Below are 22,236 nucleotides of genomic sequence, written 5' to 3' on the forward strand. Positions count from 1 at the left end.
GGTCACCTCTTAGTCTTTCACTTTGTCACTGGTGTGGTTGATAATCTTGCTGAGGAATTGTTGGGCGCGTGGTTCAGTAGGATTATCAAAGAATCCGTTGACATCAGTCGTATCGACCAAGATTTCACCATCAGCCATAAAGATGATGCGGTCAGCTACCTCACGGGCAAAGCCCATTTCGTGCGTAACAACAACCATGTTCATGCCATCGCGTGCCAGTTTTTGCATAACGGCAAGGACATCACCAATGGTTTCAGGGTCCAAGGCTGATGTTGGTTCGTCAAAGAGCAAGAGGTCAGGGCTCATGGCCAAACCACGGGCAATGGCGACACGTTGTTTTTGACCACCTGAAAGCATACCAGGGTAAGAATCTTTACGGTCCCACATGTTAACAAAGCTCAGGTATTTTTCCGCTGTCGCTTCAGCGGTCTTGCGGTCAATTCCAAGAACCTTCATGGGAGCCATGGTCACATTTTCAAGAACGGTCTTATGTGGGTAAAGGTTGAAGTGTTGGAAAACCATACCGACCTTTTTGCGCAGTTCGACCAAATCTTTAACAGAAGCCCCGTCAACGTTGAAATTGTCGACAATAGCTGTTCCAGAGTCGATAGATTCCAAAGCGTTCATGGTACGGATTAGGGTTGATTTTCCGGAACCAGAAGGTCCTAGGAGAACGACCACCTGTCCTTCCTCGATGTCCAAGTTGATGTTGCGTAGGGCATGGTAATCGCCGTAATATTTTTCGACGTTTTTATAAGAAATAAGTGCCATAGTTTCTCCTTTAACTCTAAACTAAAAACTTGTTAGAAAATCTAACATGATAGAAATAGTTTATCATATATTAATCTTAATGTCAAAAAAGGCTGAAATTTTCAGAAAATGAAAGAATAAGGCCAAATTATTATAAGCAAGATTTGCCTTAAGTCATAAATCTGTTATAATAGAATGGCAATGTAAATATGAAACATGTGGAGGAATCATGAAAAAGATCTTAGTTGTAGATGATGAAAAACCAATTTCAGATATCATTAAGTTTAATTTAACCAAAGAGGGCTACGATGTTGACGTTGCCTTTGATGGGCGTGAAGCGTTAGAACAGTTTCGAGCTGTCCAACCTGACCTGATGATTTTGGACTTGATGTTGCCTGAGATGGACGGCTTAGAGGTGGCTCGCGAAATTCGCAAGACCAGCTCCATGCCGATTATCATCCTTTCCGCCAAGGATAGTGAGTTGGATAAGGTCATCGGATTGGAGTTAGGGGCAGATGATTATGTTACCAAACCTTTTTCTAACCGTGAACTCTTAGCGCGGGTTAAAGCTCACCTGCGTCGGTCAAATTCTGTTGATGCAGAAGTGTCTGACGACAAACGCGCTAAAAATTCAGACATGCACATTGGTGATTTGGAAATCTTACCACAAGCCTTTGCGGTCAAAAAACGTGGGGAAGATGTTGTTGAACTGACACACCGTGAATTTCAATTGTTGTATCATTTAGCCTTGCACATGGGGCAGGTCATGACCCGTGAGCATCTGCTTGAGACAGTTTGGGGATATGATTATTTTGGTGACGTTCGAACCGTAGACGTAACAATTCGTCGCTTGCGCGAAAAGATCGAGGACGTTCCAGGACGGCCAGAGTATATTTTGACACGTCGTGGTGTGGGTTATTATATGAAGGAATACTAATATGCAAAGTTTGACACCTCTAGAGCTGGGACTCCTGGTCCTGGTTATCTTATTGGTGATCTATCTCTTTTATCTGGCCTATAACGATAAAAAACAAGAAAAAGACTTAAAAGTCATTGATGACAAGATCCGTTCTTTGATTGACGGAGACTATTCGGGAAAATTGAATGTCCTAGGCGAGGATGACATCCAAACCTTGGGGACCAACCTCAACGACCTGTCTGATATGTTTCGCATGACGCATGAGACCCTAGCTCAAGAGCGCAACCGTCTGGTCTCCATCCTGACCTACATGAGTGATGGGGTCTTGGCGACAGACCGGTCTGGGAATATCACGATGATGAATTCCCGAGCGCAAGAACAGTTAGGCATTTCCCAGAAGGACGCTTTGGATAAGCCCATCGTTGATGTCTTAGGTGTGGAACGGTACACTTTTGACCGTTTGGTGGATGAGGTGCCAGACTTGAAGATTCACCATCGCAATGCCTATGATGAATTTTTGACTTTTCGGATTACCTTTGCGCTCTTGCGCCGAGAAAATGGTTTTGTTTCTGGCTTGGTTGCCGTCTTGCATGACGTGACCCAGCAGGAAAAAGAAGAGCGTGAACGCCAGCTTTTTGTGTCAACGGTTAGTCATGAGTTACGGACACCGTTGACCTCTATCAAGTCCTACTTGGAAGCCCTCAATGAAGGGGCTTTGACCGAGGACGTGGCGCCAACCTTTGTGCGGGTCTCTTTGGATGAAGCCAATCGGATGATGCGCATGATTTCAGAATTGTTAGATCTTAGTCATGCGGGTACAAAGAAACGGCAAGTGACGATGGAATTAACCAATTTCACGGCATTTTTGTCGGCTATTTTGGATCGTTTTGACCGGATTAAAAGTCAGTCTACTGTGGGTCATAAAAAATATGAGATTCGGCGAGAGTTTGATGGCACACCGATATGGGTGGAAATCGATAACGACCGCATGACACGTGTGATTGATAATATCATGAATAATGCCATCAAGTATTCGCCAAATGGTGGGCGTATCAGTGTCCACCTGCGCACAACGGATACGCAGATGATTTTATCCATTAGTGACCAAGGTCTCGGTATTCCTCAGGAAGAATTGCCGATGATTTTTGATCGTTTTTATCGGGTGGACCGTGCCCGTAGTCGGGCCCAGGGAGGTACTGGTCTAGGTTTGGCCATTGCCAAAGAGATTGTCAAAGAACATGATGGCTTTATCTGGGCTAGCAGTGACTATGGCAAGGGGTCGACTTTTACCGTTGTCTTGCCTTATGATAAAGATTCAGAAGTCTTAGATGACGAATGGGATGAGGAGGAAGAATGAGCCAGGAAGGTTTTCACTATAGTATTTTAGCCTCTGGATCTAGTGGTAACTCCTTTTATATCGAGACAGACCAGAAAAAGATCTTAGTTGATGCCGGTTTATCGGGAAAGAAAATCACTAATCTTTTGGCAGAAATCGGTCGTCAACCTGAGGATTTGGATGCGATTTTAGTGACGCACGAACACAAGGACCACATTCATGGGGTGGGAGTTCTGGCGCGCAAATATGGCTTAGAGGTCTATGCCAACCAGAAAACTTGGGAGGCTATTGATAGCCATCAGATGATTGGGAATTTGGCTTCTGAGCAAAAGCGTGTCTTTGAGCGCGATAAGGTACTTACCTTTGGTGACTTAGATATTGAAAGCTTTGGAGTCAGCCACGATGCCGCTGATCCCCAATTTTACCGTTTTATGAAAGACGGCAAGTGTTTTGTGATGTTAACAGACACGGGCTATGTCAGCGACCGTATGGCTGGGATTATTGCTAATGCTGATGGTTACCTGATTGAGTCCAACCATGATGTGCAAATTTTGCGCTCTGGGGCTTACCCTTGGAGGCTCAAGCAACGGATTTTATCAGACAAGGGCCACTTGTCCAATGATGATGGGGCAGAAACGATGATTCGAACCATCGGTAATCGGACTAAGAAGATTTATCTAGGGCATTTGAGTAAGGAAAACAATATTAAAGAACTGGCGCATATGACCATGGAGAATGATTTGGCTCGAGCAGATTTTGGTGTGGGACATGATTTTCAGGTCTTAGACACCTCGCCAGATGAAGCGACACCATTGACGAGGATTTAAGCATGCGTTTGCTGTTTTTGATTATCGGCTTGATTAGCCTGGCTTTGGGAATTATTGGTATTCCCTTACCCATTTTACCGACAACCCCTTTTTTACTTTTAGCCATGGCTTGTTTTGCCCGCTCGTCCAAACGCTTTGAGTCCTGGTTGCATCAGACCAAGCTCTACCAAGTATATGTGGCCGATTATCGCGAAACTAAAGCGATTGCACCAAGTCGGAAAAAGAAAATTATTGTTCAGATTTATGTCCTGATGGCCATATCGATTTATTTCGCGCCATTGGTTTGGGTGAAGCTTGCCTTATTTGCCTTGACTATTTTTATCACCTATTATTTGTTTTGTCGCATCCCTGATAAGAAGGAGCCTCAAAATGACCGGCTGGATTAGCTGAACACACCCTATGACCACTCAGCGGGCTTTGCTCCCTGAGTGATTTTCATATTACTAAGGAAAGGAAGACCATGTCTACACTGAAAGAAACCTTACAATCACAATTTGGCTTGACTTTTCAAGATGAAAATTTACTCTTAACTGCCTTTACGCATACTAGCTATGCCAATGAGCAACGTGACCTAAAGATTCCAGATAACGAGCGCTTGGAATTTTTGGGAGATGCTGCTCTGGAATTGGTGATATCACGTTACCTCTATCTGCAATACCCTGAAAAACCAGAGGGTGAGTTGTCCAAACTGCGGTCTAATATTGTCCGCGAAGAGAGTTTGGCAGCTTATTCACGCCGTTGCGGGTTTGACCAATTTGTCCGTCTGGGCAAGGGGGAAGAGAATACAGGTGGCCGTAATCGCGATAAAATTTTAGAAGACCTGTTTGAAGCCTTTTTGGGAGCCCTGCTTTTGGACCAAGGGATTTCAGCTGTCGAAGCCTTTTTGCATCAGGTTGTGATTCCGGATGTCGCCAAGGGTGGTTTTGATCGGGTGCGTGACCACAAGACCAAATTGCAGGAGATGCTACAGGTTAATGGTGGGGTAGCGATTGCTTACACGGTAACGGGTGAAACGGGACCAGCCCATGATAAACTGTTTGAAGTAGCCTTGACAGTGGACGGCCAAACCGTGAGCCAAGGCGTTGGTCGGTCGAAAAAGGTGGCGGAACAAGAGGCAGCCCAAAAGGCTATCTTAGCGATTGAGCGAGGGGATTATGTACTTAAAGGCGATTGAAATTCAAGGATTTAAGTCTTTTGCGGACAAGACAAAAATCTCTTTTGACACGGGTGTCACAGCTATCGTCGGACCCAATGGTTCTGGAAAATCCAATGTAACGGAAAGCTTGCGTTGGGCTTTGGGGGAATCAAGTGCTAAAAGCCTGCGGGGAGGTAAGATGGCTGATGTCATCTTTGCTGGGACCCAAAACCGTAGCCCCCTCAATAGCGCCCAGGTCAGAGTAAGTCTGGATAATAGTGATGGCTATATGGCTGGCTACGATAGTGACATCCAAGTGGAACGGCGAGTCTATCGAAACGGGGACAGCGATTACCTGATAAATGGCAAAAAAGTTCGTCTGCGTGATATTCATGATTTGTTTATGGATACGGGCCTGGGAAGGGACTCTTTCTCAGTGATTTCCCAAGGGCGCGTGGAGTCCATTTTCAATAGTAAGCCTGAGGAAAGACGGGCTATTTTTGAAGAGGCTGCAGGTGTCTTGAAATACAAGACACGCAAAAAAGAAACACAAAACAAGCTGACCCATACCCAGGATAATTTGGACCGTTTAAAAGACATCATCTATGAACTAGATAGCCAGGTCGGGCCCTTGAAAAAGCAGGCCCAAACGGCGCAACGCTTTTTAGAACTTGACCAAAAAAGGGAGAGCTTGGCTCTGGATGTTTTAGTGCATGATGTCAAGAGTTTTAAAGAAGAGAAAATAGTCAAAGAAAAAGAACTCCAAGAGGCCCAAGAAGCGCTTGCGACCTACTATGAGCGTCGGGACAAGTTAGAAAAAGATAATCAGACCCTCAAACAAGACCGACAAACCTTGGCGGCAAGCCTACAAGAAGAACAAGCGGCCTTGCGTCAATTGACGGGTTTGATTGCTGACTTGGAAGGCCGCATTCGCTTATCGCGTTTGCAAAAAGAACAGGCGCAAGCCCAAAGCCAAGAGCAAGAAAGTCGGTTACGAAAGGCCCAAGAACGCCAACAAACACTTGGAGAAGCTATCGTTGAAAAAGGACTCAAGCCCAAGTCGCTCAAAAGGAATGGGAAAGTCTCCAAGCCCAGTTGAACGAAGGAAAAGAACGTCTTGCCCAGTATGGAGAAGACCCTGAAAAAGTCTTGGAAAACTTGCGTGACCGTTTTGTGGCCCTCATGCAGGAAGAAGCCCGATTGACAAACCGAGTGACGGGTCTTGAGACAGAATTGAGTCAGGCTAGGGCAAAGGAAGCCCAAGAAGATGCTCAGCATCAAACCTATCAAGCAGATTTGGCGCAAAAAAAGAAGGATTTAGCAAGGGCTTTATCTGACTTTGACCAAGCTCGTCAGACTGTCCAAGAGCTCTTGCAAACCTACCGAGAGCAAGAAAGCCGTCTGGGGCAATTAAGGGAAGCCTATCAGAAAGAGCAAGGGTTGATGTTTGACTACTTGGACAAACTCAAGACGCTCAAGGCGAAAAAGAATAGTTTGGAAACCATTTTGGCAAACCATAGCCACTATTATGCTGGCGTAAAGGCAGTGATGCAGGCGCAATTGCCGGGGATTATCGGGCCTGTTAGCGAACACGTGAGCTTTGACCCTACCTACACCACTGCCTTGGAAGTGGCAATGCAGGCGAGTGCCCAGCATGTCATTGTAGCTGATGAGGCGGCTGCTAAGTCGGCTATTAGTCATCTGAAAAAGACCCGAAGTGGTCGGGCTACTTTTTTGCCATTGACGACCATCCGCACAAGAGAGTTACAGGCACGCTTTTATGAGCAGTTATCTGCCATGCCAGGCTTTATCGGTGTGGCCAGTCAATTGGTCACCTACGAAGATGACTTGCAGCCTATTTTTTCTAACCTCTTGGGCAGCACGGTTTTGTTTGAAACCGTTGACCAGGCCAATGCCGCTGCTAAACGTGTTGCCTACCAAGTCCGTCTGATTACTTTAGATGGCACGGAACTTCGGCCAGGAGGGTCCTTTTCTGGTGGGGCTAGACAAAAGCAAAATGCGACCTTTCTCAAACCAGAAATTGAACAACTCGAAGAGACCATTGCCAAAACCCAGGAAAAGGGTAAAGCAGCCGAAAATCAAACTCAGAAGCTTAAAGCAGCATGTGACCAGGCGCAAGCAGACTTGATGACCCTGCAAGGACAGGGAGAAGAGGCGCGGCTAGCTGCGCAAAAGGCTGAACTGCTACACCAGCAAGTCACTAGTGAGGTTGCTGATTTGCAAACCCTGCTGGCAGCCAGTCAGGAGAGTTTAGATAAGGGGCAAGACAGCAAGCTTAGCCAAAACTTGGCAGAAACCAGAGAGCAATTAGAAGGCTTAAGACAGCAAAAAGTCACTTTGGAAGAAGAAATTGACAGCTTGCGCCATGATAAGGACGACCTCAATCGTCGTAGGAAAGCTTTGGAAGAGGACCTCTCTGATTGGCAATTAGCCGCCAAAGATGCTGAAAATCGTTATCAATTTGCACAAGAAGACCTGCGTCGTTTGGAATTAGAGCAGTCTCAGGTTCAAACAGACATTGCCGACCTTCAAAGCTTGCAGGCCAATCACCAAACTCAGGCAAGTGAACTGTCTGAAGAGCAATTGCAGGAGCAACTGCATCAGGCCAAGGAAAAACAAGAAGCAGGAGAAGCAAAAGTGATTCGGCAACAAATCGCCATTGAGGATTGTGATGGGCAGATGGACGACATTGCTGAGCAACTCCTTCGGGCCAATCAGCAAAATGAAAGCTTGATTCGGCAACAGACGGAAGTGTCTAGCCAGCTTCAACAACTAGAGCATCAACTACAAACCTTGGCTCGTCAACTGGCAGAAGATTTTCAACGGTCTTTTGAGGAAGCAGAGCAAGCAGCGACTGCTGTGGCTGATATCGCCCAGGCACGTGCCAGCCTCAGTCAACTGCGAAAGGATATCAAGGCGCTAGGTCCTATCAACAGCGATGCGATTGCACAGTACGAAGAAGTCAACCAGCGTCTTACCTTCCTCAATCAACAAAAGGCGGACTTGGATGCTTCAAAAGCCCTGTTACTGGACACCATTCAGGAGATGGATAGTGAGGTCACCGAGCGCTTTCAGACGACTTTTGCAGCCATTCAGGAGAGTTTCAAGCAGACCTTCCGACAGATGTTTGGTGGGGGAAGTGCCGAATTACGGCTAACATCTCAGGATTTGTTGGAGGCTGGAGTGGATATCTCGGTTCAACCGCCAGGTAAAAAGATTCAATCCCTCAATTTGATGTCAGGGGGTGAAAAAGCGCTGTCAGCTTTGGCCTTGCTTTTTGCCATCATCCGCGTCAAGACCATACCTTTTGTCATTTTGGATGAGGTGGAGGCCGCCTTGGATGAGGCTAATGTCAAGCGTTTTGGGGATTATCTCAATCGTTTTGATAAGTCGAGTCAATTTATTGTCGTGACCCACCGAAAAGGGACGATGGCAGCCGCAGATAGCATTTATGGGGTGACCATGCAAGAATCTGGTGTCTCAAAAGTTCTATCTGTGCAGCTGAAGGATATGCAAAATTGACCAGATAAACAGAGCAAAAAAGAGTTTGAATGCGAGTATTCAGGTTCTTTTTTGCTGTCTTTTTCCTCAAAAAGACTTAAGCTGAAACTTAAGCGCCTTTGTGCTATAATGAAAACGATAAACTGGAGAAGGAGCGGACATGGACGCGTTAAAAAAACAAGCAGGTATTGCAGCAGCAAAGTATGTCACGGACGGCATGACTATCGGTCTAGGAACAGGGTCGACGGCTTATTATTTTGTTGAAGAAATTGGTCGTCGTGTCAAGGAAGAAGGCCTACAAGTTTTGGGCGTGACGACATCAAGCCAGACCACTGCTCAAGCTGAGAGCCTGGGGATTCCACTGGCCGAGATGGATGCGATTGACCGCATTGACGTGACGGTGGATGGTGCTGACGAAGTCGACCAAAACTTAAATGGCATCAAAGGTGGCGGTGGTGCCCTTTTGATGGAGAAAATTGTTGCGACTCCGACGGATCACTATATCTGGGTCGTTGATGACAGCAAACTGGTCGAAAGGCTAGGTGCCTTTAAGTTACCTGTGGAAGTTGTGACCTACGGGGCAGAGCATCTCTTGCGTGTTTTTGCGCAAAAAGGCTACCGTCCAGCCTTTCGAGAAAAGGATGGGCAGCGGTTTGTGACCGATATGGGCAATTATATTATTGATTTAGATTTGAAAACAATTCCACAGCCTCAAGCTCTGGCTGATGAGCTCGACCACACGGTAGGGGTTGTGGAACATGGGTTATTTAATGGTTTGGTGCAGACAGTTATCAGTGCTTCAAAAGCATCAGGCATTACGATTTTAGAAAGAGAAAACTAATGGCAAAATTTGACCGTATTCATTTAGTTGTTTTAGATTCTGTCGGGATTGGGGCTGCGCCTGATGCCAATAACTTTGTCAATGCCGGCGTACCTGATGGCGCATCAGATACTTTGGGACATATTTCAAAGACAGTTGGGCTTAATGTGCCAAACATGGCCAAGATTGGTCTGGGAAATATTCCGCGTGAGACACCCCTTGCGACAGTGCCTGCTGAAAAGAATCCCACGGGTTATGTGACCAAACTTCAGGAAGTTTCCCTTGGCAAAGACACCATGACCGGACACTGGGAAATCATGGGCCTCAATATTACCGAACCCTTCGATACCTTCTGGAATGGCTTCCCTGAAGAAATCATCACCAAAATCGAAGCATTTTCAGGCCGTAAGGTTATCCGTGAGGCCAATAAACCCTACTCAGGGACTGCGGTCATCGACGACTTTGGCCCACGTCAGATGGAAACGGGTGAGCTGATTATCTATACCTCTGCAGACCCCGTGCTTCAAATCGCAGCCCACGAAGACATCATCCCTTTGGACGAACTCTACCGGATTTGTGAATACGCTCGTTCGATTACACTTGAGCGTCCTGCCCTTCTTGGTCGAATTATCGCTCGTCCTTATGTGGGTGAGCCTGGAAACTTTACACGGACAGCCAATCGTCGGGACTTAGCCGTATCACCTTTTGCCCCAACAGTTTTGGATAAACTCAACGAAGCAGGGATTGATACCTATTCTGTCGGAAAGATTAGTGATATCTTTAACGGCGCTGGAATCAATCACGACATGGGGCACAACAAGTCCAACAGCCACGGCATCGATACCCTGATCAAGACCTTGGCTCTGCCAGAATTTGAAAAAGGCTTCTCCTTTACTAACTTGGTAGACTTTGATGCCCTTTATGGTCACCGGCGCAATGCCCATGGCTACCGGGATTGCTTGCATGAGTTTGATGAGCGCTTGCCTGAAATCATCGCTGGCCTGCGTGAAGACGACCTGCTCTTGATCACTGCTGACCATGGAAATGACCCTACCTATGCGGGGACAGACCACACCCGTGAGTATATTCCCCTCTTGGCTTACAGCCCATCCTTTAGAGGCAATGGCGTGATTCCAGTCGGACATTTCTCTGATATCTCAGCCACTATTGCAGAAAACTTTGGTGTCGACAAAGCCATGATCGGAGAAAGCTTCTTGGATCAATTGAACTAAGATGGCTCGTTTTGCACTTTTGGTCAGAGGCATCAATGTCGGTGGCAAAAATAAGGTGGTCATGGCAGAGCTTCGTCAAGAATTGACAGGGTTGGGACTTGAAAAAGTTGAAACCTATATCAATAGTGGCAATGCTTTCTTTGACGCCACGCGCCCCAAAGAGGACCTGGTGGCTCTATTGAAGCCTTTCTTTGCAGAACACTATCCTTTTATCCAGTCTTTTGCACTCTTTCAAGCAGAAGACTACGCCAGGGATTGCGCCCTTTTACCAGCTTGGTGGTTTGAAGAGTTGGCTCGCAAAGATGTCCTCTTTTACACGGAGGGGTTGGATGTGGATCAGCTTATCAGGCAAGTTTCTGGCTTGCCCTTACAGGATGAGGTGCTTCATTTTGGAGAACTTGGGATTTACTGGGGAAAATTCTCTGAAGCAACATACGCCCAGACAGCTTATCACAAGCAACTGCTCAAGTTGCCTTTCTACCGCACGTTGACCATCCGAAATGCCAAAACCTTTGACAAAATCGGTCAACAGTTAAAAGCTGAAAGAGAGTTAGCTGAGAATGCCAAGATACAGTAGCAGACAGGAGCTAGTTCAAGAGATGAGCAAACGGGCTCGTCTCTTTATCGGGGAGTTTGAAGAAATAGCAGAGCAGGACAAGGATACCCTCTTGGCTGATGTGGACCGCAGTCCGGCTCAGATGATTGCCTATCAGCTGGGCTGGATGAAACTGATTCAGCAGTGGGAGTGGGATGAGCAGGCGGGCTTGACCGTGGTGACACCCCATCCTGACTACAAATGGAATCAGCTGGGTCTTCTCTATCAGTCTTTTTATGAGACTTATCAGGATTGGACCTTGCTAGCCTTGATGGCTGAATTTGAGCAGCAGGTGGATCATATGATCGCCCTGACTCTGTCCTTTAGTGAAGAGGACTTTCAGCAGTCTGGTAGCCGGAAATGGGCCGGTTCTACTCCAGCCAACTGGCCGGTCTGGAAATGGTTGCATATCAATACAGTCGCCCCGTTCAAATCTTTTCGCACCAAAATTCGCAAATGGAAAAAAATAAAGAATGGTTAGAAAGAATCTTATGACATTAGTAGAAAAAATCAATGAAACCGCAGCTTTCCTCAAAGATAAGGGAATGTTAGCGCCTGAATTTGGCTTAATCCTTGGATCAGGACTTGGAGAACTTGCAGAAGAAATCGAACATGCAATTGTCGTAGACTATGCCGACATCCCGAATTGGGGACGCTCAACGGTTGCGGGTCATGCGGGCAAATTGGTCTATGGTGACCTAGCAGGGCGCAAAGTTTTGGCGCTCCAAGGCCGCTTTCATTTTTACGAGGGAAACCCACTGGAAGTCGTGACCTTCCCCGTGCGTGTCATGAAAGTTCTGGGGTGTGAAGGGGTCATTGTGACCAATGCAGCTGGTGGTATCGGTTTTGGACCAGGTACCTTGATGGCTATTTCTGACCACATCAATATGACTGGTCAAAATCCACTTATTGGTGAAAACTTGGATGCATTTGGGCCTCGTTTCCCAGATATGTCAGATGCCTATACCAAAGCCTATCGCGAAGTTGCCCATCAGACGGCTGAGAAATTGGGCATTGCGCTTCAAGAAGGGGTTTACCTCGGTGTGACTGGGCCAACCTATGAAACGCCAGCTGAAATCCGTGCCTTCCAAACCTTAGGAGCAAGTGCGGTCGGCATGTCTACCGTGCCCGAAGTCATTGTAGCGGCACACTCAGGCTTGAAGGTCTTGGGAATTTCTGCCATTACAAACTTCGCGGCAGGTTTTCAATCGGAACTTAACCACGAAGAAGTGGTTGCTGTTACCCAACAGATTAAAGAAGAGTTTAAAGGCTTGATTAAAGCCATTTTAGAAGCCCTCTAAGACTTGCCCAGTGAGGAAGAAAAAAGATTATGAAAATTCAATTTGTCGTTCATGAAAGTTTTGAAGCGCCAGTCGCCTATCTCAAATGGGCGCAGGCGCGTGGGCATGATGTGCAGTTGATTGAAGTCTATAAGGGTGATAAATTGCCCCAAGATGCCTCTGCTGGTGATATGCTTGTCGTCATGGGAGGGCCTCAGTCTCCACAAACGACACGCCAAGAGTGCCCCCATTTTGATGCGGACGCCGAAAAAGCCTTGATACAAGCCTACATGGCTGCTGATAAACCCATTGTTGGTGTTTGTTTAGGGGCTCAACTCTTGGGCGAAGCCTATGGAGCTCCTGTGGAACACAGTCCAGAACGTGAGATTGGTGTTTTCCCGATTCAACTGACAAAGGCAGGCCAAGCAGATCCTTGCCTGCAGGACTTTGCTGAAACAGAGCTTGTTGGCCACTGGCATGGGGATATGCCTGGTTTAACTCCAGAGGCTGTTGTTTTGGCGACAAGCTCAGGTTGTCCGCGGCAACTTGTGCGCTTTGGTGACAAACATTATGCTTTTCAGTGCCATTTAGAATTTGACCAAGCAGCGGTTCAAGGCCTCCTAGTGCATGAAGAAGCCTTTGACCAGCAGGTTGCCCAAAACACCTATGTTCAAGATCAAGAAAGCCTCCTTTCTTATGATTACCAAGACATGAATGCCTTGTTGTGGACTTTCTTAGATCGGTTGGTTGTATGAAGCAAAGGATTCGGACTTGGTATGCCAGCTACCCTTTAGGATTTTGGGGGCTGGCGATCTTGGCTAGTTTTGCAGCCGGATTTTCGGGCATTGTTTTACACCTCTTGTTGGATGTGGTCGAAAAGTGCCTATTTGGCCGCAGTGAAGTTCCTGGTCAAGTCCTGTCGGATAGCATTTTACCTGAGAGACGCCTACTGAGCCTTTTAGGAACAGGTCTTTTGGCTGGTCTGGTTTGGTTCGTCCTGCAGGCCAGACGTCCACTTTACTCGGTAGGGGAACAATTGGAAGAGGCGACTCTGCAAGCCCAACACCCTCCCTTTTGGCAACACCTCTGCCACAGCCTTTGGCAAGTCATTTCGGTCGGGGCAGGCTCTCCGATTGGCAAAGAAGGCGCTCCACGCGAGATGGGAGCCCTTTTTGCAGGACGTTTGGCCCATTGGGGCAAGGCGAATCGCCAACAAAGGCGCTTGCTGATTGCCTGTAGTGCTGGGGCAGGCTTGGCAGCGGTCTATCAGATTCCGCTGGCCAGTAGCTTTTTTGTGCTTGAGGTCCTTGGCGTCAGTTGGTCGGTGACACATTTTATCTTAGCCTTGGGGATGACCAGCTTAGCTGCATCCTTTGCCAACCTTGTCGTCTCAAATGAAGCGCTCTATGTTTTACAGCCCTTAGCACATTTGGAAAGCGTTTGGCTAATCGCCTTGCTGTTAGCTGTGGGCATCACCCCCCTAGCTGTCCTCTTTAAACGCGCAAGCCGGTGGGCGGAAAAACACAAACCCAAGGATGTTCGGCTTTTAGCCAGTTTGCCTCTAGCTTTTGCTTTATTAGCCTTGGCCAGTTTGGCTTTTCCAGAGTTGATGGGAAATGGCAGTAATCTTGCACAAGCTGCCTTTAATGGCATGCCCTTGTCTTATGCCTTAGCCAGTTTTGCGGTCAAAAGTCTGGCAGTATTATTGGCCTTGTGGGCGGGTGCTTACGGTGGCACCTTGACCCCGTCTTTTGCCTTGGGGGCAGTTTTAGGCTTGATAGCAGCTCAATTTGCCGCTTATCTAGGCTGGGCTGTGGATTTGCCGTCAGCTATGGCTCTAGGTTCCGTCGTTTTTTTGGGGACGACCCTACAGGCACCCTTAGCAGCCATCGGTATTGTCATGGGCTTTACGGGACAGCCACTTCAAGCCATGTGGCCTTTGGGACTTGCCATGCTTTGTTCCTACTTGATACGAACACAAATTTTAGAAAGAAAGAAGTAAACCAAATATGTCAATTCATATTGAAGCCCAAGCAGGGCAAATTGCAGATAAGATTCTCTTACCAGGAGACCCATTACGGGCACAGTTTATTGCTGAAAATTTTTTAGAAGATGCGCAGTGTTTCAACCGTGTGCGGGGAATGTTAGGTTTTACAGGAACCTATAAGGGAGAGCGTGTCAGTGTTATGGGAACGGGCATGGGGATGCCTTCCATCTCCATCTATGCGCGTGAGCTTATCGTGGATTACGGCGTCAAGACCCTCATCCGTGTGGGAACAGCCGGAGGATTGCAAACGGATGTCCATGTCAGAGATTTGGTATTGGCACAAGCCGCTGCGACAAATTCGAATATCATCCGCAATGATTGGCCACAGTACGATTTTCCACAAACAGCTGATTTTACGTTGTTGGATAAGGCCTATCACATTTCCAAAGACTTGGGCCTGACGACGCATGTTGGAACAGTCTTGTCCTCTGATGTCTTTTATTCAAACTATGCCGATAAAAATATTGCCCTAGGCGAGTGGGGGGTTAAGGCTGTTGAAATGGAGGCGGCAGCACTCTATTACACTGCAGCCCAACACCAAGTCAAAGCTTTGGCCTTAATGACCATTTCAGATAGCTTGGTCCACCCAGAAGAAGATACCTCTGCCAAGGAACGCGAGACAACTTTCACCGATATGATGACAGTTGGATTAGAAACCCTCTTGGGTAACTAAGAAGAAAAAAACAGCCTCAAGGCTGTTTTTTTTGTTGGACGAGAAGCAGTTCAACTAGTCTTTATCAAACTGAACTTCTTTTAGCAGGTAGTCAATGAAACGTTCTCCCATCTTAGAGAGGTTGGACTTTTCATGCTTAATGTAGATAATATCAATGGTTTCATCCACTTCCAAGGGTATCGCTAAAATATTGTCCCCATTGAGATTACTGTTCATAATACCAGTTGCAACCGTGTAGCCATCAAGGCCAATCAAGAGGTTAAAGAGGGTAGCCCGGTCAGAGACCACAATAGATTGCTTGCGAGGCATCTGCGACATGATTTCTTCGGAGAAATAAAAGGAGTTGTGGGTCCCTTGCTCATAGCTCAAATAAGGAAAGGCTTCAAGGTCCTCCATCTTAATAGAGGTTTTAGAGGCGAGAGGATTGGTTTTGCTGATGAAAATATGTGGTCTTGCTTGAAAGAGCGTCGTATAGGTCAGATGGTTGTCATCAAACATCTTGGTGAGGACATCACGGTTGTAGTTATTGAGGAAAAGGACACCGATTTCTGAGCGGAAGTTCTTGACGTCATCGATAATCTCATAGGTTCGGGTTTCCCGCAAAAAGAGTTCATAACGGGTCATGTCGATTTTCTTAAGCAAGGAGACAAAGGCGTTGACCACAAAGGCATAGTGTTGCGAGGAGACACTAAAGAGTTCTCGGTCTCGGTCGGTTCCCTTGTAGCGTTCTTCTAGCAGTTCGGTTTGTTCGACGACTTGCCGAGCATAGGAGAGAAATTCCACCCCGTCTTGCGTCAAGGTGATACCTTTGGGATTTCGGTTGAAGATTTCAATGCCCATCTCACGTTCTAAATCTCGCACGGCATTGGATAAGCTGGGCTGTGTGATGTAGAGTTGTTTGGCAGCCTCATTCATACTGCCTGTCTCGACAATCTTGATGATATAGTGTAATTGTTGAATTCGCATATGCTTATTGTACCATATTGGCCTTCGTCTCTAAAGAAAAAGGCTAGCAGGCATTTGGGGCAAGCACTCTTTAAAAGGTGGTTTGGGGGCGTTTTTGCTAAAAATTCATCTGTATTTTGTCATATTGTTGTTATTTTTTTGATAAGCAATTGCATCATAAGTAACCTTATGATAAACTTAAACAGAGATTTTTTCTTGAAGTTAAGGAGTATTTATGACAAAAAGACGATCGCAAAAAGCAGGGGCAAAGAGAAGAAGTTGGGGACTAGCAGATGGGCTACGGGGGCTATTCCTCCTAGCCTATCTGCTTTTGGCAGCCTTGGTTATTCAGCTTATGTACCAAAATAATTTCCTAGCCTTTCGAGGACTCAACCATCTTTTAAGTGGCGTCTTACTGGTGATTGCTTTGGTCAGCCTTTATTTGACCGTCAAACGTCGGGCACCAAAAGTCACCATGAGTTTACTGCTTGTGATGACCTGTTTTGTCGGGGCTTTGTTTGCTGGTTTTCATTCGGTGGCTTCGATTGGGAAAAATATGAATAAAACCGCTAGTTATTCTGAGATTAAAATGAGCATTGTCGTCGCAAAAGATAGCAGTCTTTCGTCTATCGATCAGGTGACTTCCGTTTTGGCACCTGTCTCTACGGACAAAAGCAATATCAAGTCCTTGATGACGCATTTGGCCAAGGAAAAAAATCTCAATCCTAGCCTGGCTGAAGTGACTTCTTATCAAACCGCTTACGAAAGTGTGCTGGCTAATACAGATCAAGCCATGGTATTGAATTCCTCTTATTCCTCAGTGTTGGAACTGTCCTATGATAAGTACACAGACAAGCTTAAGACGCTTTATACATATACGATTAAAGTCAAAAACACTAACACAGCGACTGCGGTTGAGGGAGATGCTTTTAATATCTACATTTCAGGTATTGATACCTTTGGGTCTATCTCTTCGGTCTCACGTTCAGATGTTAATATCATTTTGACGGTCAACACCAAGACACACAAGGTCCTCTTGACCACTACCCCACGAGATTATTATGTCACAATACCTGATGGCGGGGCCAATCAAAAAGACAAGCTGACCCATGCAGGTATCTACGGGGTTGAGACATCCGAAAAAACGTTGGAACAGCTTTATGGCATTACCATTAACTACTATGCGCGGATGAACTTTACCTCCTTCTTGAAACTGATTGATTTGGTCGGTGGCATTACTGTCTACAATGACCAAGAGTTTACCAGCGAATATGGCAATTACCATTTTGCAGTAGGAAATGTTACCTTGGATTCGGATCAGGCCTTGGCCTTTGTTCGAGAACGCCATGGGTTAGCTGGTGGTGACAATGACCGTGGTAAGAACCAAGAAAAAGTCATCTCCGCCTTAATTCATCAATTGTCTAGTCTTAAGTCCATTTCCAATTACCAAAGTATAGCCAATGGGATTCAAGATTCTATTCAAACCAACATGCCTATGGCAACCTTGATGACCTTGGCTAATGATCAGTTAGACTCAGGCAAGGGCTATACCGTTAGTTCACAGGCGGTCACTGGTACAGGGTCAACAGGGGAGTTGCCGTCTTATGCTATGCCTGGCGCTAGTCTCTACATGATGGCGCCAGATCAAGCGAGTGTCGACCAAGCCAAAGCCAACATTCAAGCTGTCATGGAAGGTAAATAATACGAATAAAAAAAGGGAGGTGAGATCAAATGATTCAAACGCGTAAAGGGCGAGATAAGTTTTTAATGGGCGTCTTTCAATTGGCTGTGGTGCTCTTTGCTATTTGTTTAACCCGTCTGGTGCCTTATGCCGATATCCAAGATTTGAGTGTGATTTCTCTTTTGGTCTTACATTTCCTTTCTTATTATGTGAGCAATGCCTACCGTGATTTTTTAAGTCGAGGTTACCTGCAAGAGCTTCTAGCCATCGTGAGGTATAGTTTGGTTTTGGTGGCTTTGGTTTCAGTCTCTTCGTTTATCCTAAAAGATAATTTTATTGTTTCACGTCGTGGCCTCCTTTTCTTTACGGGGATCAATGGCTTGGCTTTGTATGCTTTTAATCGTGTGATGCAAGCCTACTATAAAAACAAACGCCTGACCCAGGGCAGTGCGAAGCAAATTTATGCCATTACAGTGATGGCTTATCTCGATCGCGTTCTGGCTAATTTCTCAGACACCTCAAATGACTACTTGGATGATCACCTATCTGCGGTAACAATTTTGGATGCGATAGGTCCTGTGGTCTTGCCGGGACTTGTCGTGGTAGCCGTCGAGGATATGATGAGTTATGCCACCCATGCGGTTGTTGATGAAGTATTTATCAACCTTCCCAGCGATACCTACCCTGTATCAGATTACATCGCACAATTTGAGGTGATGGGGGTTGATGTCAGTTTGAACATCAACGCTCTGGAGTACCAATCCTTTGGCGCCAAGCGTATTCGCCAACTTTCCCACTACAATGTGGTCACTTTTTCATCCACCTTTTACAAGGGGAGCCATATTGTTGCCAAGCGCATTCTAGATATTTGTGGTGCCTTGTGTGGCCTTGCCATTTGTGGTTTTTTCGGGCTCTTTTTAGCGCCCCTTATTAAGCTAGATGGTGGCCCTGTGATTTTTAAGCAAAAGCGCGTGGGTAAAAATGGCCGTGTGTTTGATTTCTACAAGTTTCGCTCCATGCGGGTTGGCGCAGAAAAGGAAAAAGAGGCCCTCTTGAACCAAAATACGGTTTCAGGTCTCATGTTCAAGGTTGATAATGACCCGCGTGTCACTGCCATTGGTCGTTTTATTCGCCGGACGAGTCTTGACGAGTTGCCTCAGTTTTGGAATGTTTTAAAAGGGGATATGAGTCTAGTTGGGACACGGCCACCAACCGTAGATGAGTACGAACAATACAGCCCCATGCAAAAACGTCGTTTGAGTTTTAAACCTGGAATTACAGGCCTCTGGCAAGTCTCCGGTCGCAGTAATATTAAAGATTTTGATGAGATTGTCGCTATGGATGTTGCCTATATTGATACCTGGACCATTTGGTCAGATGTCAAAGTATTAGTGAGGACACTAAAGGTGGTTCTCTTGGGAAGTGGTGCAAAGTAATGAAGTTATGCCTTGTGGGGTCTAGTGGTGGCCATTTGACCCATCTTTACCTGCTTAAAAAACTATGGGAAAAAGAAGAACGCTTCTGGGTGACCTTTGACAAGGCGGACGCACAGAGTCTCTTGCAAGAAGAAGAGTGGTACCCTTGCTTTTACCCGACAAATCGAAATTTGAAAAACCTGCTAAGAAATACCTGGCTAGCCTTTAAACTGCTGCGTAAGGAACGTCCTGATGTCATCATATCGTCAGGTGCAGCAGTTGCCGTTCCTTTTTTCTATCTGGGCAAACTCTTTGGGGCAAAGACAGTCTACATTGAAGTCTTTGACCGGATTGATGCACCAACCTTGACAGGAAAATTAGTTTATCCCATTACAGACCTTTTTGTGGTGCAATGGGAGGAGATGAAGGCAGTTTACCCTAAAGCTATCAATCTAGGAGGCTTATTCTAATGATTTTTGTGACTGTCGGTACCCATGAGCAAGGTTTTGATCGGTTGGTTGAAGCGGTTGACCGCTTGAAACTAGAAGGAACGATCACAGACGACGTTTTTATACAAACTGGCTACACAAGATACACGCCCAAGGCTTGTCGCTGGCAAGCCTTTTTGTCCTATGATGAGATGCAAGAGGCCTTGTCTACAGCAGATAGGGTCATCACTCATGGCGGACCGGCGAGTTTTATGGCGGTGATTGCTATGGGGAAATGCCCTTTAGTGGTTCCACGTTTGAAAGCAGAGGGAGAACATGTCAATGACCATCAAAAAGAATTTCTAGAAAAGATTGAAGGTAAGGTTCCCCTTGTACCGATTTACCATATAGCAGATTTAGCAAAGCAGTTGTCCCATTCGCCACAAGAGCAAGGGGCATCAGCCATTAGCAGTCATACAGATGCCTTTGTTTCTGATTTAGAAAAGGCGATTCATCAACTCCTGAAAGAAAAGAAATCATGTCAATAAATTCATTTGTAACGCGCTTAGGTCGTTTAGATTGGAAAGACCTCAGTCTTAGTCTGGCTATTCTTGTCTTGATTTTTGAGCGTATCTACACCCCAGCGACGACCTACACAGGTTTTTATAACCGTCAAATCTTGACCTGTCTATGTCTTCTCGCTTTGCTTAGCTTTTTTTGGCTCAAAAAACCAAAGAAATGGACGCCATCAGATACGAACACTTTTGCGGTAATGTTGCCAACTTGCTTTTATATTGCTTGTTGGGGGATGGATTTTCAATCCCTCTTATATGCCCTCATGTTGGCGGTGGTCTTTTTTTGGCATGACCTGACCTTGACTTACCCGCGCTTCTTTTTTGGCACGATTATTGCCGTTGGGGCAGCAATGGCGGTCTGGCAACACACCCAGGGTGTCATCCGGGTTACCGGATTTTTGGTAGGGTCACCGACACTTTTCTCTTTTATGTTGCTGCTGGCCAGTGCTTACTTTGTGTTGACATCTAGCAGTTGGTGGACATTTGCTATTTTGGCCATTTCTGGTTTGGCAATTTTCTGGAGTGAAACACGCTCAACCTTGGGGCTTTTAGGTCTTTTGGGGTTGTATTATCTGGTCAAGTTGGTCAATGCAAGCAATGTCTTTAAAAAAGTTTGGTATTTTCCAGTTATTTTACTGGTCTTTGGCCTTATCGGAGCCATTCTCTTGTGGGGACCAACGCATGGTTTTCAATTGCGGGCCAATGGTTACCAAAGCACCCAAACTCGGACGGATATTATTTGGTACTTTATCCAACTCCTAGTGACCTATCCTAAAACCCTCTTTATGGGAATGGGTGGTGGCTTGACGCCCTACATTGTCCCTCAACTCTTGCCTTATATTAAGAGTAATTACTACCCGCTCCATCAAGATTTGGTCATGTGGGTGACGGAATATGGCTTAATTGGGACGTTGGCCCTCTTAAATGGCATCCGCCTTGTCAACCGTCGCATGCGCTTATCTCACCTTTCTTTACTTAGTATCACTCTACTCTTTATAGTGGGCACCTTCCATAATATTTTCATCTACCCTATGGGCATCGTCTTGTTAAAACTCGTCTACAATAGTGTTTATGCCAAGGAGTCAAAAAATGACGCCTGAGATTTCTGTTATTGTGCCCGTTTATAACCTTGCCGATTCGGTGGCAAGAACTTTGGAAGCCTTGCGTGCTCAAACTATTTTTGAGCAATTGGAAATTCTCTTGATTGATGACGGGTCCAGCGATGCTAGTGGCGCCATCTGTCAAAGCTACGCACAGGCAGACCCTGCTTTTCGTTATATCTATCAGGAAAACCAAGGGGTTTCTGCGGCCCGCAATAAGGGCCTGAGCCTGGCAAAAGGAAAATTCATCGCTTTTTGCGATGCCGATGACCTGCCTCAGCCAGAACTTTACCAAGCCTTGCTGGAAGGGATTGGGACGACAGCTGATATTGCAGTGGTTGACTTTACCAATGTTTATGGCCAGCGTCGGGTGAAAAAAAATGGCGCCTATCAGGCCTGTTTGAATCAGGACCAAGCCCTACAAGCCTTTTTATCAGGCCACTACTTGGAAAATGTTCTTGTCAATAAGCTCTTTCGTCGGTCTGTCATTGGTGAGCTGACCCTGCCTCTTGGTATTTCTATCGGTGAGGATATGGCCTTTTTGTATGACGTTTTACTGAGAGCCAAAGAAGTGGTTGTGGATACACGCTTTAGTTATTATGATTATCTTTACCGAGACCAGTCGGCCATGAATCAATCTTTCTCACCTGCTTATTTTCAACCGGTTGCTTTGTCTCAGGCCATGCTTGAAAAGACGCCAGATGCGCTCAAGCCCTATGCTGAGGCTCATCTCATCCATGAGGTCTGTAAGGCTTTGACGCATTTGCTACTGAAAAAAGCCAAGGCCACTTACCCGGAAAACTATCGTGATTTGCGTCGTCAGTTACGGGCTTATTCGGTCAAGGACCTCTGGCGCTACAATAGCCGCAAGCGTTTTGTGACAACTGTATTATTAACCTATGCGCAGCCCCTTTATCTCTTTTTGTATCGGCGCTTGCGGCCCTAATTTTCTGTGG

General features: G+C 46.2%; 21 protein-coding genes and 1 pseudogene. 20 read left to right on the top strand and 2 right to left on the bottom strand.

The genetic code is table 11. From position 1 onward, the window contains the following. Window positions 1-9: 9 nt before the first annotated feature. Entirely contained in the window at window positions 10-771 is a 762-nt protein-coding gene (locus STRDD12_RS00370) for an amino acid ABC transporter ATP-binding protein (protein ID WP_066913839.1), read from the bottom strand. Window positions 772-979: 208 nt separating this feature from the next. On the opposite strand from STRDD12_RS00370, the gene yycF reads away from it, so the two are divergent. The 14 genes and pseudogenes from yycF to deoD all read left to right on the top strand — a co-directional run bounded on the left by yycF (window position 980) and on the right by deoD (window position 15,136). Continuing rightward, a complete protein-coding gene (gene yycF / locus STRDD12_RS00375; protein ID WP_066913841.1) occupies window positions 980-1,687 on the top strand; it encodes a response regulator YycF in 708 nt (235 codons plus the stop codon). Between the two features lies 1 nt (window position 1,688). Beyond that, entirely contained in the window at window positions 1,689-3,026 is a 1,338-nt protein-coding gene (gene vicK, locus STRDD12_RS00380) for a cell wall metabolism sensor histidine kinase VicK (RefSeq protein WP_066913843.1), read from the top strand. Then, window positions 3,023-3,832 (top strand): MBL fold metallo-hydrolase, encoded by an 810-nt coding sequence (locus STRDD12_RS00385; protein WP_066913845.1) that lies wholly within the window; start codon window positions 3,023-3,025, stop codon window positions 3,830-3,832. Before vicK ends, STRDD12_RS00385 begins: the two co-directional genes overlap by 4 nt. Window positions 3,833-3,834: 2 nt before the next feature. Continuing rightward, window positions 3,835-4,218 carry a YbaN family protein gene (locus STRDD12_RS00390; protein WP_066913847.1) on the top strand — a complete coding sequence of 128 codons (384 nt, stop codon included), beginning with the start codon at window positions 3,835-3,837 and terminating at the stop codon, window positions 4,216-4,218. Between the two features lie 74 nt (window positions 4,219-4,292). Then, complete coding sequence (rnc, locus tag STRDD12_RS00395) at window positions 4,293-5,006, top strand: ribonuclease III (RefSeq protein WP_066913849.1); 714 nt, start codon at window positions 4,293-4,295, stop codon at window positions 5,004-5,006. Further along, a pseudogene (gene smc / locus STRDD12_RS00400) lies at window positions 4,987-8,510 on the top strand (chromosome segregation protein SMC). Before rnc ends, smc begins: the two are co-directional and overlap by 20 nt. 139 nt (window positions 8,511-8,649) lie before the next feature. Continuing rightward, the gene (gene rpiA, locus STRDD12_RS00405; RefSeq protein WP_066913852.1) at window positions 8,650-9,330 is read left to right on the top strand and encodes a ribose-5-phosphate isomerase RpiA; all 681 of its coding nucleotides are present in this window, start codon (window positions 8,650-8,652) and stop codon (window positions 9,328-9,330) included. Next, complete coding sequence (locus tag STRDD12_RS00410) at window positions 9,330-10,541, top strand: phosphopentomutase (protein WP_066913853.1); 1,212 nt, start codon at window positions 9,330-9,332, stop codon at window positions 10,539-10,541. Before rpiA ends, STRDD12_RS00410 begins: the two co-directional genes overlap by 1 nt. Before the next feature lies 1 nt (window position 10,542). Then, window positions 10,543-11,118: a DUF1697 domain-containing protein gene (locus tag STRDD12_RS00415; RefSeq protein ID WP_066913855.1), complete on the top strand. Its 576-nt coding sequence runs from the start codon at window positions 10,543-10,545 to the stop codon at window positions 11,116-11,118. Continuing rightward, window positions 11,102-11,617, top strand: coding sequence for a ClbS/DfsB family four-helix bundle protein (locus STRDD12_RS00420; protein WP_066913857.1), 516 nt, complete (start codon window positions 11,102-11,104; stop codon window positions 11,615-11,617). The genes STRDD12_RS00415 and STRDD12_RS00420 overlap by 17 nt, the downstream gene beginning before the upstream one ends. Window positions 11,618-11,627: 10 nt before the next feature. Then, window positions 11,628-12,437, top strand: coding sequence for a purine-nucleoside phosphorylase (locus STRDD12_RS00425; RefSeq protein ID WP_066913859.1), 810 nt, complete (start codon window positions 11,628-11,630; stop codon window positions 12,435-12,437). Window positions 12,438-12,466: 29 nt separating this feature from the next. Further along, the gene (locus STRDD12_RS00430) at window positions 12,467-13,171 is read left to right on the top strand and encodes a glutamine amidotransferase-related protein (RefSeq protein WP_066913861.1); all 705 of its coding nucleotides are present in this window, start codon (window positions 12,467-12,469) and stop codon (window positions 13,169-13,171) included. Continuing rightward, the gene (locus STRDD12_RS00435) at window positions 13,168-14,418 is read left to right on the top strand and encodes a chloride channel protein (protein WP_066913863.1); all 1,251 of its coding nucleotides are present in this window, start codon (window positions 13,168-13,170) and stop codon (window positions 14,416-14,418) included. The genes STRDD12_RS00430 and STRDD12_RS00435 overlap by 4 nt, the downstream gene beginning before the upstream one ends. A gap of 7 nt (window positions 14,419-14,425) precedes the next feature. Further along, window positions 14,426-15,136 (top strand): purine-nucleoside phosphorylase, encoded by a 711-nt coding sequence (gene deoD, locus STRDD12_RS00440; protein WP_066913864.1) that lies wholly within the window; start codon window positions 14,426-14,428, stop codon window positions 15,134-15,136. A gap of 54 nt (window positions 15,137-15,190) precedes the next feature. On the opposite strand, the gene STRDD12_RS00445 is transcribed toward deoD, so the two are convergent. After that, entirely contained in the window at window positions 15,191-16,102 is a 912-nt protein-coding gene (locus STRDD12_RS00445) for a LysR family transcriptional regulator (protein WP_066913866.1), read from the bottom strand. A gap of 214 nt (window positions 16,103-16,316) precedes the next feature. On the opposite strand from STRDD12_RS00445, the gene cpsA reads away from it, so the two are divergent. Genes cpsA through STRDD12_RS00475 form a run of 6 tightly spaced genes read left to right on the top strand, consistent with a single transcriptional unit; the run spans window position 16,317 to window position 22,226 of the window. After that, a complete protein-coding gene (gene cpsA, locus STRDD12_RS00450) occupies window positions 16,317-17,783 on the top strand; it encodes an LCP family glycopolymer transferase CpsA (protein WP_066913867.1) in 1,467 nt (488 codons plus the stop codon). Window positions 17,784-17,812: 29 nt separating this feature from the next. Next, window positions 17,813-19,198, top strand: coding sequence for a sugar transferase (locus STRDD12_RS00455; protein WP_066913869.1), 1,386 nt, complete (start codon window positions 17,813-17,815; stop codon window positions 19,196-19,198). Further along, window positions 19,198-19,647, top strand: coding sequence for a PssD/Cps14F family polysaccharide biosynthesis glycosyltransferase (pssD, locus tag STRDD12_RS00460; protein WP_066913871.1), 450 nt, complete (start codon window positions 19,198-19,200; stop codon window positions 19,645-19,647). Before STRDD12_RS00455 ends, pssD begins: the two co-directional genes overlap by 1 nt. Beyond that, window positions 19,647-20,153, top strand: coding sequence for a glycosyltransferase (locus STRDD12_RS00465; RefSeq protein WP_066913873.1), 507 nt, complete (start codon window positions 19,647-19,649; stop codon window positions 20,151-20,153). The genes pssD and STRDD12_RS00465 overlap by 1 nt, the downstream gene beginning before the upstream one ends. Further along, the gene (locus tag STRDD12_RS00470; RefSeq protein ID WP_066913875.1) at window positions 20,144-21,280 is read left to right on the top strand and encodes a hypothetical protein; all 1,137 of its coding nucleotides are present in this window, start codon (window positions 20,144-20,146) and stop codon (window positions 21,278-21,280) included. Before STRDD12_RS00465 ends, STRDD12_RS00470 begins: the two co-directional genes overlap by 10 nt. Further along, window positions 21,270-22,226: a glycosyltransferase family 2 protein gene (locus STRDD12_RS00475; protein WP_066913877.1), complete on the top strand. Its 957-nt coding sequence runs from the start codon at window positions 21,270-21,272 to the stop codon at window positions 22,224-22,226. The genes STRDD12_RS00470 and STRDD12_RS00475 overlap by 11 nt, the downstream gene beginning before the upstream one ends. The last annotated feature ends 10 nt before the right edge of the window (window positions 22,227-22,236 follow it).

The sequence above is a fragment of the Streptococcus sp. DD12 genome (assembly GCF_001578885.1).
Taxonomy (GTDB): Bacteria; Bacillota; Bacilli; order Lactobacillales; family Streptococcaceae; genus Streptococcus.